Source organism: Armatimonadota bacterium, assembly GCA_031459765.1.
In the GTDB taxonomy this organism is placed as follows: Bacteria; Sysuimicrobiota; Sysuimicrobiia; order Sysuimicrobiales; family Kaftiobacteriaceae; genus Kaftiobacterium; species Kaftiobacterium secundum.
The window spans coordinates 1-13,236 of record JAVKHY010000015.1 but is presented as its reverse complement, the minus strand read 5'-3'; the positions used below and the strand labels follow the sequence as shown (position 1 = coordinate 13,236).

Annotated in this window: 13 protein-coding genes; 4 read left to right on the top strand and 9 right to left on the bottom strand. The window is 70.1% G+C overall.

Annotated features, from left to right (window positions below):
• Positions 1-75: 75 nt before the first annotated feature.
• Genes QN141_12700 through QN141_12685 form a run of 4 tightly spaced genes read left to right on the top strand, consistent with a single transcriptional unit; the run spans position 76 to position 4,708 of the window.
• Positions 76-1,161 carry a pyridoxal phosphate-dependent aminotransferase family protein gene (locus QN141_12700; protein MDR7559336.1) on the top strand — a complete coding sequence of 362 codons (1,086 nt, stop codon included), beginning with the start codon at positions 76-78 and terminating at the stop codon, positions 1,159-1,161.
• A gap of 25 nt (positions 1,162-1,186) precedes the next feature.
• Positions 1,187-2,758: an ABC transporter substrate-binding protein gene (locus QN141_12695; protein ID MDR7559335.1), complete on the top strand. Its 1,572-nt coding sequence runs from the start codon at positions 1,187-1,189 to the stop codon at positions 2,756-2,758.
• A 59-nt stretch (positions 2,759-2,817) separates the two neighbouring features.
• A complete protein-coding gene (locus QN141_12690) occupies positions 2,818-3,822 on the top strand; it encodes an ABC transporter permease (GenBank protein ID MDR7559334.1) in 1,005 nt (334 codons plus the stop codon).
• Complete coding sequence (locus QN141_12685; GenBank protein MDR7559333.1) at positions 3,815-4,708, top strand: ABC transporter permease; 894 nt, start codon at positions 3,815-3,817, stop codon at positions 4,706-4,708. Before QN141_12690 ends, QN141_12685 begins: the two co-directional genes overlap by 8 nt.
• Before the next feature lie 58 nt (positions 4,709-4,766).
• Here QN141_12685 and rbsK read toward each other — a convergent pair whose 3' ends face one another.
• From rbsK to QN141_12640, 9 genes are all read right to left on the bottom strand, one after another.
• Entirely contained in the window at positions 4,767-5,705 is a 939-nt protein-coding gene (gene rbsK / locus QN141_12680; protein ID MDR7559332.1) for a ribokinase, read from the bottom strand.
• A gap of 168 nt (positions 5,706-5,873) precedes the next feature.
• Positions 5,874-6,800, bottom strand: coding sequence for a nucleoside hydrolase (locus QN141_12675; GenBank protein MDR7559331.1), 927 nt, complete (start codon positions 6,798-6,800; stop codon positions 5,874-5,876).
• Positions 6,801-6,880: 80 nt separating this feature from the next.
• Positions 6,881-8,272, bottom strand: coding sequence for an amidohydrolase (locus QN141_12670; protein ID MDR7559330.1), 1,392 nt, complete (start codon positions 8,270-8,272; stop codon positions 6,881-6,883).
• A 5-nt stretch (positions 8,273-8,277) separates the two neighbouring features.
• Positions 8,278-9,237 (bottom strand): ABC transporter permease, encoded by a 960-nt coding sequence (locus QN141_12665; GenBank protein ID MDR7559329.1) that lies wholly within the window; start codon positions 9,235-9,237, stop codon positions 8,278-8,280.
• Entirely contained in the window at positions 9,224-10,342 is a 1,119-nt protein-coding gene (locus tag QN141_12660; GenBank protein ID MDR7559328.1) for an ABC transporter permease, read from the bottom strand. Before QN141_12660 ends, QN141_12665 begins: the two co-directional genes overlap by 14 nt.
• The gene (locus tag QN141_12655; GenBank protein MDR7559327.1) at positions 10,339-11,895 is read right to left on the bottom strand and encodes an ABC transporter ATP-binding protein; all 1,557 of its coding nucleotides are present in this window, start codon (positions 11,893-11,895) and stop codon (positions 10,339-10,341) included. The genes QN141_12660 and QN141_12655 overlap by 4 nt, the downstream gene beginning before the upstream one ends.
• 49 nt (positions 11,896-11,944) lie before the next feature.
• A complete protein-coding gene (locus tag QN141_12650) occupies positions 11,945-12,301 on the bottom strand; it encodes a PIN domain-containing protein (GenBank protein MDR7559326.1) in 357 nt (118 codons plus the stop codon).
• On the bottom strand, positions 12,298-12,498 hold the full coding sequence (locus QN141_12645) for a type II toxin-antitoxin system VapB family antitoxin (GenBank protein ID MDR7559325.1): 201 nt from the start codon (positions 12,496-12,498) through the stop codon (positions 12,298-12,300). Before QN141_12645 ends, QN141_12650 begins: the two co-directional genes overlap by 4 nt.
• A 104-nt stretch (positions 12,499-12,602) precedes the next feature.
• Positions 12,603-13,236 (bottom strand): BMP family ABC transporter substrate-binding protein (locus QN141_12640; protein ID MDR7559324.1); only part of this gene is annotated, 634 nt, incomplete at its 5' end.

Genomic DNA, 13,236 nt, shown 5'->3' with positions numbered 1-13,236 from the left:
CTGCTCCAAGAAGAGGTCCCCCCTCCGGGCGGCCGAATTAGTCAGTCACAGGGACACGCGATGTCCGGAACATTGATGGAAAGCGCCCCCGCCGCCGAGACGATCATCGACGGCAGGCGCTATCTGTACTTCGGGGGAACCGGCTACTACTCGCTGCAAAACCATCCCGCCCTGGTGAAGGCGGCGGCCGAGGCGCTGGCCACCTACGGGATGCACTCCGCCACCTTCCGGGGCGGATTCGGCACGACCCCCCTCTACGTCGCCGTGGAGCGGAAAGCGGCGGAGTTCTTCGGCACCGAGGACGCCGCCTACATCGCCTCGGGCTATCTCAGCAATATCGCCGGATTTCAGGCATTGGCCGAGATGGTGGCGTTCGACACCGTCTTCTACGATGTCGGCTCGCACTACAGCCTCACCGATTTCCTGTTCCTCCTGCAGGGGCCGGCGGTGGCCTTCGCCCACGCCGACCCCGATGATCTGGTGCGCCAGCTCCGGGCACACGCGGTGCCCGGCCGACGCGTGCTCATCGTCAGCGACGGGGTGTTTCCCTTGATGGGGGAGATCGCCCCCGTGCCCGCCTACCTGGAGGCGGCCGCCGCCTATGACGCCTGGGTCTGGCTGGACGACTCCCACGGGGTGGGCATCCTGGGCCCCAACGGGCGCGGAACGTACGAACACTACGGCCTGGCCTCGGAGCGGCTGGTGTTCGGCGGCACGCTGAGCAAAGCCTTCGGATCCTTCGGCGGGATCATTCCCGGCCCCGGCCCGCTCATCCGAACGATCCGATCCGGTCACGTCATGAACGGGGCAACATCGCCGACCTCTTCCGCGGCCGCCTGGGCCCTGACCAGCATCGAGCTGCTCAGGCAGCATCCCGAGTGGCGCAGGCGGCTCCGGGAGAACGCCTTTCGGCTGAAGGCCGGCCTGCGGGCGCTGGGCCTCCCCGTAGGCGACTCCCCGCTGCCGATCGCCGCCTGGACCCTGGACTCTCCCGAAGAGATGGACCGGATCCAGCGGGCCCTGATGGAGCGCGGCATCTGCATCCAGCGGGCGTACTATCCCGGGGCGGGCGCCGCAGGCGCCTTGCGGGTCGTCGTGTTCTCGAGCCACACGCCCGAGCAGATCGACCGTCTGCTGGAGGAGCTGAAGCGGCTGCTGTGACCTCAGAGCGGAGGTGGTGATCGTCGTGAGCGCTTCCAGGTGGTTCCGGGTGCTGGCGGTCCTGGCGGTCCTGGGGCTGCTGGGTGTGCCGAGGCCGGCCGGCTCCGCGCAGGCCCCGCCGCAGGACGTCCTCATCTTCGGCGCCACCAGCGATGTGGAGACCATGGATCCTCAGGTCAGCGTGGACAACATCGCCTGGCGGGCCATCTACTACTGCTACGACCGGCTGGTCCAGCTGAAGGGCGGCACGACCGAGGTCGCGCCGCAGCTGGCGGAGTCCTGGACGGTCTCGCCGGACGGCAAGACCTTCACCTTCCGTCTGCGCTCCGGCGTGAAGTTCATCGACGGAACGCCCTTCGATGCCCAGGCGGTGGCGGCGAGTTTTGGGCGGCTGTTCAAGATGGGGAAGGGCGCCGCAGGCCTGTGGGACGGCATCCTGGATCCGGGCGGCATCACCGTGGTGAACCCCTCCACCATCCGGTTCACGCTGAAGACGCCCTTCGCCCCGTTCCTCGGCTCCCTGGCCACCGACCAGGCCAGCATCGTCAGCCCCGGGGTGATGAAGCACGAGACCGCCGGCGATCTGGGGCAGGCCTGGCTGGCGGGCCACACCGCGGGGACCGGGCCTTTCTACCTGAAGGAGTGGCGCCGCGGCGAGCGCATCGTCCTGGAACGCAATCCGAACTACTGGGGGCCGAAGCCGGCGCTGCGGCAGGTGATCATCCGCAACATCCCCGACGCGGCGGTCCTCCGCGACCTGCTGGAGCGGGGCGAGGTGGACATGGGCGAGGTGCTCACGGACGACCAGATCGACGCCATCAAGGACAAGCCCGGAATCCGGGTGTTCGAAGCGCCCTCCTTCCTGGCCACCTACATCTACCTGAACAACCGGAACCGCTACCTGGAGAACGTCAAGGTCCGTCAGGCCATCTCCTATGCCATCGACTATCAGGGCATCATCAGGGGGGTGCGCAAGGGCCGCGCCGTGCAGATGCGGGGTCCCATCCCCCAGGGCATGGCCGGGCACGACAAGACGGTCTTCCAGTACACCCGCGACGTGGCCCGGGCCCGCCGCCTGCTCGCTGAGGCCGGGCACCCGCAGGGATTCGAACTCGGCCTCCTCATCGACCCCGGCGTCCGGGAATGGGCCGACATCGCCACCATCGTGCAGGCGAACCTGGCCGAGATCGGAATCCGCGTCAAGATCGAGGGGTACGCACGGCCCACGATGCGGGCCAAGCTGGACAAGGCCGACTTCGACATGGCGACGGGCTTCTGGACACCGGACTATCCCGACGCCGACATGTTCACCTGGTTCTGGTTCTACTCGAAGAACGGCGGGCTCGCCGGGAACCGTTCCTTCTACTCCAACCCGCGCATGGACGAACTCGTTGTTGCCCAACGCCAGGAGCCCGATCCGGCCAAGCGGATGCAGCTCTTCCGGCAGATCCAGAAGATCGCCGTGGATGACGCCGTCTACGTCTACCTCTACCAGCCGGTCTACCGGATCGCCATGCGCAGCCGCGTCCAGGGGTACGTCTACAACCCGATGCTGCTGTTCATGCCCAACTTCAGCGGCATCTCCAAGGCTCCGTAGTCTCGCCGTCCCCGGGGGGAGGAGGCCGGCCGGTCTCCTCCCCCCGGCCGCCGCCGGAGATGACCCGCTTCCTGGCCCGCCGCCTCCTTCTCCAGGTCCTGGTCTTCGCGGGCGTGCTGGTTCTCACGTTCCTGATCTCGCACAGCGTCCCGGGGGATCCCGCCCTCCTGCGCGCGGGGCCGCGGGCCAGTCCGGAGATCATCGCCCAGCTCCGGCACGATATGGGGCTGGACCGTCCGTTGCCGGTCCAGCTGTGGCTCTACCTCCGGGAGCTGGTGCGGGGCGATCTGGGTTTGTCCGTGCGGACCCAGCGTCCGGTCCTCCAGGACATCGCCGAACACTTTCCGGCGACCTTCGAACTGACCACGGCGGCGCTGCTGGTCGTTGTTCTGGTGGGAATTCCGCTGGGGGTGCTCTCCGCGGTGCAGAAGGACCGCTTCCCGGATCACCTCAGCCGGATCATCGCCATCTCGGGGGTGTCGCTGCCGGTGTTCTGGCTGGGCCTCATGCTCATCTACATCTTCTTCGTGCGGCTGGGCTGGCTGCCGGGCACCGGAAGGCTGGACATGGGGGTGGAGCCGCCGTCGCTGACGGGCCTCTATGTGCTCGACGCGCTGCTGATCCGGGACTGGGCGTTGCTGGGCAGCGCACTGCGCCACCTCTTCCTGCCGGTGCTCCTGCTCTCGTACGTCTCGCTGGCCCCCGTGGTCCGCATGGTGCGCTCCAGCATGCTCGAGATCCTGGGCCAGGACTACATCCGCACGGCCCGCGCCAAGGGCCTCGCCGAGCGCGTCGTCATCTACCGGCACGCCTTGCGGAACGCCCTGATCCCCACCCTCACCATTGTCGGCCTCGCTTACGGGACGCTGCTGCAGGGGGCGGTGGTCACCGAGACGATCTTCGCCTGGCCCGGCATGGCCTATTACGCCGTAGGCTCCATGACCTACCTCGACTATCCCGCGGTGATGGGCATCACGCTGGTCAGCGCGCTGATCTACAGCACCGTCAACCTCCTCGTGGATCTGCTCTACGGGGTGGTGGACCCGAGGATCCGATATGACTGACGCCGTTCCCGAGATCCGTGCGCTGCCCGGGGTCCCGGCGCGCGCCCGGCCGGAGTTGCGCTGGCTGCTGCGCCGGCCCCTCACACTGCTGGGTGCGGGCATCGTACTGGCCGCGGCGGTGGCCGGTCTTGCCGCGCCGCTGCTCGCGCCCTATGATCCGCTGGCCCTCGACATCGCCCACCGGCTGCAGCCGCTCAGCCGCGCCCACCCGCTGGGGACGGACCACCTCGGCCGCGACCTCCTCAGCCGGATCCTCTACGGGGCGCGCATCTCCCTGGGAGTGGGCGTGACCATCGCCGTCATCGGAGCCCTGGTGGGTACGGTGCTGGGTCTGCTCGCCGGGTATCTGGGCGGAAAGGTGGACGAGGCCATCATGCGGATCTGCGATATGTTCCTGGCCTTCCCCGCGTTGATCCTGGCCATGGCCCTGGCGGCGTCGCTGGGGCCGAGCCTGCGCAACACCATGCTGGCCCTGGTGGTGATCTGGTGGCCGTGGTATGCCCGGATCATGCGAGGGCAGATCCTGGCCCTGCGCGAGGCGGAGTACGTCATGGCCGCGCGGTCGCTGGGCGCGGGCCCTCGCCGCCTGATGTTTTTGCACCTCTTGCCCAATGCCATTCCGCCGATCATCGTCCAGGCCACGCTGGACATCGGAAACGCCATCCTCATCGCGTCGTCCCTGAGTTTCCTCGGTTTCGGGGCGCAGCCCCCCGCGCCGGAGTGGGGCGCTATGACCAGCGAGGGGCGCACCTTCCTGCGCGATTACTGGTGGTATCCCACGTTCCCCGGGCTGGCCATCATGGGGACGGTGATCGGCTTCAACCTGCTGGGGGACGGCCTGCGCGACTTCCTCGATCCCCGTCTGAGACGCCAGGCTGGCGGCTGAGCCGGTATCCACGGGCGGCGGATTCCGCGGCGCACGTCTCCGCGGCGATTGCCACGGCTCAGAGGGCGAGGCCCCGGGCGCGGGCGAAGGCTTCGACATCCGCGCGGGTCGGCATGGAGGGTTGCGCTCCCATGCGGGTGACGGAGATCGCCCCCGCCAGGTTGGCCAGCCGGGCGGCGGCCGCCACATCGGCCCCCTCGGCCAGGGCCACGGCCAGGGCCCCGGCGAAGGCATCCCCGGCCGCCGTGGTGTCCACCGCCTCCACCGGCACCGCCGGCAGCAGGCCGCGCCACCCGCCCGCCGCGACGAACGCGCCGCGGCCGCCCAGCTTGAGGACGGCGTGGCGGCAGCCCAGGGCGGTGAGCCGCTCCGCCGCAAGGCGCGCGCCTTGCTCGTCGCCGATGGCGATCCCGGTGAGGGCCCTGGCTTCCACCTCGTTGGGGTTGATCACGTCCACCAGCCGCAACAGCCGCTCCGGCAGCGGCTCCGTCGGCGCCGGCGCCGGGTCGAGCACGACGCGGCATCCTGTGCCCCGGGCCAGCTCGGCGGCGCGCACGACGCAGTCCAGCGGGACCTCGAGTTGCAGGAGGAGGACCTGGCTGGAGGCGATGGCCTGCCGGGCGGCCTCCACCTGCGCCGGCGTCAGCTTCCCGTTGGCCCCCGGGGCGACGACGATGGTGTTCTGACCGCGTGGGTCCACGGTGATCAGGGCCACTCCGGATGCCGCCCCGTCGAGAACGCTGACGTGGGTGACGTCGATGCCGTCCCGGAGCAACCCGTCCCGCAGCTGCCGGCCGAAGGCGTCCGAGCCCACGGCGCCGACCATGGTCACGGCGGCTCCCAGCCGGGCCGCGGCCACCGCCTGGTTCGCGCCCTTGCCCCCGGCGAAGGTGGCAAACTCGCCGCCGGTCACCGTTTCCCCGGTCTGCGGGAGACGGGGGGCTTTGATGACCAGGTCGATGTTGAGGCTCCCGACGACGGTGACGCGCGCGGGCATCTCGTTCTCGAAGGTTCGGCGCGGAAAAGAGAAAACCCCGCGCGGGCCGGGTGGGGGCCGCGCGGGGCGGAGACAGACCGCGCGCCGCGCGCGGTCCTTACTTCGTGATGAGCTTGAGCGGCACCGGCGTGAACTTGGGGACCTCGGGATTGAGGATGCCGGCTCTCTTCATCGCAGCACCGTGGAGAGCATCTCCTTCCAGCGCTTCGCGTCGATGGCCCAGCAGACCTCGATGTTGGGGGGGCGGTTCAGCACGCCGTGGCGGTCCACCACGGTCATGCCCCGGGTGAGTTCGCTGGTGGTCTCCACGTCCACGTAGTGCTTCCGCCGCACCGTGCACACCGCCGGGTCCAGGGCTACGGCCATCGTCACCGGATCGGGCAGGGTGAGGCCGATGTCGCCCAGCCACTCCCGCGCCGTGCGGATGGCCGTGCGGTTGCAGTCCAGGGTAAAGTGCGCGAAGGGCGTGCCCAGGGCCCGGATCTGCGCCATCTCCCCGTCGTCGAAGGCCGCGGCGTCCCGGCAGTGTTCCCAGCCGACCATGAGGATCGGCATCCCCGAGTGGAAGACGATCCGGGCCGCTTCGGGATCGACCCAGATGTTGTACTCCGCCGCCGGGGTGATGTTCCCGACGGTGGCCGCCGCGCCGCCCATCACGTAGCACTGGCGGACCATCCGCGCGATCTCCGGGGCCCGGCGCAGCGCCACGGCGATATTGGTCAGGGGGCCCAGGGTGACCAGCGTGTACTCCCCGGGGCGGGCCCGGATGAGGCGGATCAGGGCGTCGACGGCGTGCTCTGTCTCGGGAAGACGTCGCGGGGCCGGGTAGCCCATCCCGCCCATCCCGTCCGGCCCGTGGAAGAAGAAGGCCCAGTGGGGCTCCCGCAGCAGCGGTCGGGGGCAGCCGAGGTAGACCGGCGTCTGGGCGCCGCACAGCTCGACGGTGTACCCGGCGTTGCGGGCGCCCATCTCCACGGGCACGTTGCCGGCGACGACGGTGATGGCGTCCACGCGCACGTCGGGCCAGCGGTGGGCCATGAGGATGGCCACGGCGTCGTCGGAGGCGGTGTCGGTGTCGATGAGGAAGCGGCGCATCGCCGGATCCTGAACGCCCTCTCCCGGCTCGGTGTAGGTGCGTGCTACAGTGTCAGCTTCACCGGCGGTGGGGGCGGTCCCTACGATGGACGCTCCCCTCCCGGATAGACGGCGCGGCGCCGCCCGTGGCTCGTCTCAAGCAACCGGCCGGTCCGGGCGGCGATGTCCTTGATGACCTGCGCCTTGTCAATCGTCTGCAGCCGGCGTCCTTCCATCAGCACCCGGCCGTGCACGACCACGGTGTCCACGTCGCCGGGGCGGGCGGCGTAGACCAGCGCCGCCCGGATGTCGTGCACCGGCTGCAGGTGGACGCCCTCCAACCGGATCAGGATGATGTCCGCGAGATACCCGGGGGCGAGACGCCCCAGCTCGTGCTCCTGGCGCAGCACCCGGGCTCCCTCCACCGTGGCCATGGCCAGGGCGTCGTCGAGGGTCAAAATCGTCGGATCCCTTCGCTCGTGCTTCTGCAGCATCGCGGCCAGGCGCATCTGCTCGAAGAGGTCCAGGGTGTTGTTGCTGGCCGCCCCGTCCGAGCCCAGGCCGACCGCCACGCCGGCCCGGCGCATCGCCGCCACCGGCGCAATCCCCGCGGCCAGCTTCAGGAAGGTCTTGGGACAGTGGGCCACACCGACTCCGTGGGCGGCGAAGAGCGCGATGTCGGCCTCCGTGGCGTGCGCGGCGTGGGCGGCCAGCACGGGGACGTCCATCAGGCCGAGCGCGGCCAGGTGCGCCGGCGGCGTGCGGCCGTGGGCGGCGAGGCTGGCCCGCACCTGCTCCGCCGTCTCCGAGACGTGGAGGTGCACGCCCAGTCCGGCGCGCTTCGCCTCCGCGGCGACCGCGCGAAGGTAGTCGGGCGGGCACAGGTAGGGCGAGTGCGGGCCGAGCCACATCCGGATCCGGCCGTCCCCCGCCCCCTGGTAGCGGGCGATGATCCTGGCGCTGTCGTCCAGCTCGGCATGAAGATCGCGGCCGAACAGCGTGGGCGCCAGGTGCGCCCGCAGGCCGCTGTGCAGGAGGGCTGCGGCCACCTGGTCCATCAGAAAGTAGTGGTCGGCGACGGTGGTGACGCCGCTTTCGATCATCTCGGCCGCGGCCAGCAGCGTTCCCCAGTAAACGTCGTCGGGCGTCAGGTTGCTCTCCATCGGCCAGATGATCTCGTTGAACCACCGCTCTACCGTAACGTCCTCGGCCGCGCCCCGGAAGAGCACCATCGCCGCATGGGCGTGGGTGTTGATCAGCCCGGGCAGGGCGACCATGCCGGTGCCGTCGATCACCCGGAGGCCGGCTTCGGGCCGCGGCTCGGGCCTCGGTGGAACTCCCGGCCGGTCGGCCGATGGCGGTCCCTCCGCGGCGGCGATACGGATGATGCGCGGACCTTCGATCAGGATGTCCTGACCGGGCAGGATCGTCGTCCCGGTGCCCCGGGGATCGACGACGGTGACGTTGCGAATCAGCAGGGAGGCGCCGCCCACCGCCGTCACTCCGCGGCGGCGGGCCGGACCCGGAGGCGGTGCTGCCGTCGCGCCGCCGCCCGTCGCTGGGCCGCGGCGTGCACGGCGAGCGCGGCGACGGTGACGACATAGGGGATGACCTGCACATACTGCGGCGGGATGCGCAGCGTGCCCAGCTGGTTGGCCAGCGCATCGGCGGTGCCGAAGAGCAGCGCGGCCAGCATCGTCCCCACCGGGTGTCGGGCCCCGAGAAAGACCGCGGCCAGGGCGATGAAGCCGCGGCCGGCCGTCATGTCCCGCTGAAACAACTGCAAATAGCCCATGCTCATGTGCACCCCGCCCAGCCCCGCCAGCAGCCCGCTCAGGACGAGGGCCGTGTAGCGGGTCTTCCGCACGTCGATGCCCGCCGTGGCCGCGGCGTCGGGGTTGGCTCCCACCGCGCGCAGATGGGTTCCCCGCACCGTCCGGAACAGGAACCACCAGACCAGCAGGACCATGACGAAGGCGACGTAGACGAGGAGGTTCTGGCCGCTGAGGATGGGCCCGAGCACCGGGATGCTCTTCAGGATCGGGATGTGCACGTAGGGCATCGTCAGGCTGGCCAGCTCCGAGGAGGTGCCCTTGTCCCCGGTCAGGCTGTACATGACGAAGACCGTCCCGCCGCCGGCCAGGAAGTTCATGGCGATGCCGGCCAGAATCAGGTCGGCGCGCAGGTCCAGGTGGACGAAGGCCAGGATCAGGGAGAACAGGGCGGCCGCGGCCAGGGCGGCCAGCAGCCCGAGCCACGCGCTGTGGGTGTAGGCGCTCACCGCCACGCCCGTGAACGCCGCCAGCAGCATGGTGCCCTCCAGGGCGATGTTGATGACGCCGGCCAGGTCCGAGAGCAGCCCGCCCAGGGCCGGCAGCAGGATCGGCGTGGTCACGCGCAGCACGCCGGCGGCGAAGGTCACGGAGAAGATGCCGGCGAGGACCTCACCCGGCGGCATCGGCCGTCCTCCGCGCCTGGCGCCGGCGGCTGACCCCGACCAGCAGCTCCGCCGTGATGAAGAGGATAATCGTGGCCTGGATCACCCGGACGATGTCCGACCCCACGGCCGCGGTGCGTTCCATGATGTCGCCCCCGATGCGCAGGTAGGAGTACAGCAGCGCGGCCAGGGGCACGAGGAGGGGGTGGTTGCCCGCCATCAGGGCCACGACGATCCCCTCGAAGGCCAGCCCCAGCGAGATGTTCAGCAGGAGACGCTGGTGGACGCCCATGGCCAGATGCGCCCCGGCCAGTCCCGCCGGAATGCCGGCCAGGGCCATGGAGAGCATGATCGTGCGCCGCACGTCGATCCCGCCGTAGCGCGCGAATTCCAGGTTGGCGCCCACCATGCGGAGCTCGTACCCCAGCGGCGTCTTGTAGACCAGGAACCAGGTCAGGACGACCAGCGCCGCGGCGACGAAGAGCGCCGTGTTGATCCGTGAGCCCTCGAGGAAGCGGGTGAAGACGGCCGACGGCGGGAAGGGATCGGACCAGGTGTACCCCGCGCCCGGCGGCTTCAGCCAGTAGGTCAGCAGCAGATCGTAGGTCCGCACCGCGACCACGTTCAACATCAGGGTGGAGACAATCTCGTTCGCCCCGTAATAGGCTTTGAGCGCTCCGGGGATCAGGCCGAAGGCGAAGGCCGCCGCGGCCGCACCGAGCACGGCGATCGCCAGGTGGAGGGGCGCCGGCGCCGGCACCTTGAGGGCGATGATCCCGGCCGCCAGTGCCCCCAGGTAGAGCTGTCCTTCGGCCAGCAGGCTGAACTGCTGGGCGCGGAAGACGACGGCGATGGAGAGCCCCAGCATCGTCAGCGTCGTGGCGTCCTCGATCCAGGTGCCGACCCGCGCCGCGCTGCTCACCGGTCCGGTGAGCAGCGCGAGATAGGCCTGGACCGGTCGGTCGCTGACAAAGAGCGTGATGACGAAGCCAAACACCAGGGCGATGACGACGGTGCCGACGGTGCGGACGAGCTGGGCCAGCGCCGCCCGCCGGCGCTCCCGCCGGAACCGCGCCTGTTCGGCCGCTCTCCCCGCGGCGGGGGCCGCCGCTTCCAGCCCGTTCATCGCGCGGCCTGGGGGCCGGGTGCTGTGCTTTGGTCCTGCTTTTTCAGGCCCAGCATGTAGAGCCCCACCTCTTCTTCGGTCAGCCCGCCCGGCTCGTCGAAGACCGCCGCGATCTCCCCGTTGTGCATCACGGCCAGCCGGTCGGAGAGGGCCATCACCTCGCTCAGGTCCGCGGAGACCAGCAGCACCGCGGCCCCCCCGTCGCGGATGCGCACCAGCTGCCGGTGGGCGAACTCCGTCGCCCCGATGTCGATCCCGCGCGTCGGCTGCGCCGCGACCAGCACCTTCGGCCGGCGCGACAGCTCCCGGGCCAGGACGACCTTCTGCATGTTGCCGCCGGACAGCGCCCGCACCGGGACCGCGCCGTCCGGCGCCCGGATGTCGAACTCCGCCATCAGCTGCTCCGCCGTCCGCTTCACCGCGGCGGAGTCCATGTACCAGCGGTATCGGGTGAAGGGCGGGGCGAAGTACCGGTCCACGATGAGGTTCTCGGCAATGCTGGCCGGAGGGGCGACGCCGTTGCGCAGGCGGTCCTCCGGAACGTGGCTCATCCCGGCCTGGCGCACGCGGCGCGGCGACCGGTTGACGACGACCTGCCCGTCGAGGAAGACGGTCCCGCCGCTGGCGGTCCGCAGTCCGGTGAGGATTTCTACCAGTTCGGTCTGCCCGTTGCCCTCCACGCCGGCGATGCCGAAGATCTCGCCGGCGCGCACGGCGAAGGACACGCCCCGCAGGGCCCGGTGGCCCGTCTCTGTGACGTACTCCAGGTCGCGCACCGCCAGGACGACCGGGCCCGGCTTCCCCGGCGGTCTGGCCACCTGCAGCAGCACCCGGCGGCCGACCATCATCTGGGCCAGCGTCTCTTCTGTGGCCTCGGCCACGGGCAGCGTGCCCATCACCCTGCCGTCGCGCATCACGGTGACCCGGTCGGCCACGGCCTTCATCTCGCGCAGCTTGTGGGAGATGAAGATGACGGTCTTGCCCTGCGCCACCAGGCTGCGCACCGCCCTGAACAGATCCGCCGTCTCCTGCGGCGTGAGGACGGCGGTGGGTTCGTCCAGGATCAGGATCTCCGCGCCGCGGTACAGTGCTTTGAGGATCTCCACGCGCTGGCGCATTCCCACAGGGATCTCATCGATGCGCGCCCCGGCGGTGACCTGCAGGCCGTAGCGCCGGGCCAGGTCCTCCGCCACGGCCAGGGCCCGCCGGCGGTCGACCAGCCCCCGGCGCTGCGGTTCCAGCCCGAGCACGATGTTCTCGGCGACGGTGAAGTTCGGGACCAGCATGAAGTTCTGGTGCACCATGCCGATCCCGAGGGCGATGGCCGCGTGCGGGTTGCGGATCGCGACCGGCCGGCCCCGCAGGCGGATCTCACCGTCGGTGGGCTGCTCCAGGCCGTAGAGCAGCTTCATCAGGGTGGTCTTGCCGGCCCCGTTCTCGCCCACCAGGCCGTGGATCTCGCCGGCCCGGACGGCGAAGTCCACCCGGTCGTTGGCCACCACCCCGTTGGGGTAGACCTTGGTGATGCCGCGCATCTCCACCAGCGCGTCCACGACATTCACCGGGTTCGGACGGGAAGCGGAGTTCTCCTGGTGCGGTCGCTCAGGGCGCCAGCCGCAGAGCCGCCGCCGCCTGCTGCAGGGGTCGGTCGAGCGTCCAGAGCGCGGCGGCGGAGAGGCGGGCCGAGGCCAGCAGGTGCACGTCGATCCATCCTAAACCCCGTCCGTACAGGCGGTGGCGTTCGACGAACTGCAACACCTCATCGTGTTCGGCAACTGTGGCCGACGGCAACGCGCTCAGCAGCGTCAGGAATTCCCTGCGGTGAGGGACGGCGCCACAGGCCAACTCCCCAATGACGAAAGGGTGGGTGACCACCTCCCCCTCCTCGAGCAGGCGCCCCAGCTCGGCTGACCCACGACGCAGGTGGTCAACCCACACGGAGGTATCCACCAGGATCACGAGATTTTAACCGGTCGTCGCCGCGGGATCGGCCGCAGGCGGGGGGCCGTGCCGCCCAGGCCCGCCAGCCGGCGGGCGCTCTCCCGCGCGATCAATGCCCGCAGACCCATGTGGATCAGGGCCGTCTTCTGGGTGACCCCCGTCAGCCTGGCCGCGCGGCGCAACAGTTCCTCATCAACATTCAGCGTTGTTCTCATGTCTGCATTTTGATGCAGAATCGATACAGATGTCAACGCGGCCGCGGTGCCTCCCGGGCCCGGACCGGAGAGGCCGTCGGGCCTCCCCGGTCCGCACGGGCGGACTACTTGAACACCGTCTCGACCTTGATCTTCCCGCTGAGGATGTCCCGCTGCGCCTGGTCGATGGCGGCCACGACGTCGGCCGGCGTCCACTTCTTGAAGTTCTCGTTGCGGGCCAGCCCGACCCCGCCCTCGGCGATGCCCAGCGCCTCCGCCTTGCCCCAGGGCACCTTCCCTTCGCGGGCCAGGCGCAGGGCGCGGTGCAGCGAGTTGTCCACGTTCTTCAGCATCGAGGTGAGGATGCGGTTGGCGATGGCCGGTTTCTGCGCCTTGAAGATCTCGTACTGGTCGCTGTCCACGCCGATCGCCCAGCGCCCGTCCTCCGCCGCGGCCTCCAGGATGCCCACGCCGGTGCCGCCCGCGACGTTGAAGACGATGGCCGCGCCCTGGCGGTACATCGCCTTGGTGATCTCCTTCCCCTTGGCCGGATCGTTGAAGGCGCCCGCGTACTGGACGAGGACGTCGCGGTTCGGATCCAGCCCGGCGGCCTTCGCCCCCTGCTTGTAGCCCACGATGAAGTCGTTGATCACCGGGATGTCCAGCCCGCCCACCACGCCGATCTTCGTCCCGGTCATCCCCGGGATGTTTTTCTTCTTGAGCATCAGGCCCCCGTACAGGCCGGCCAGGTAGCTGCCT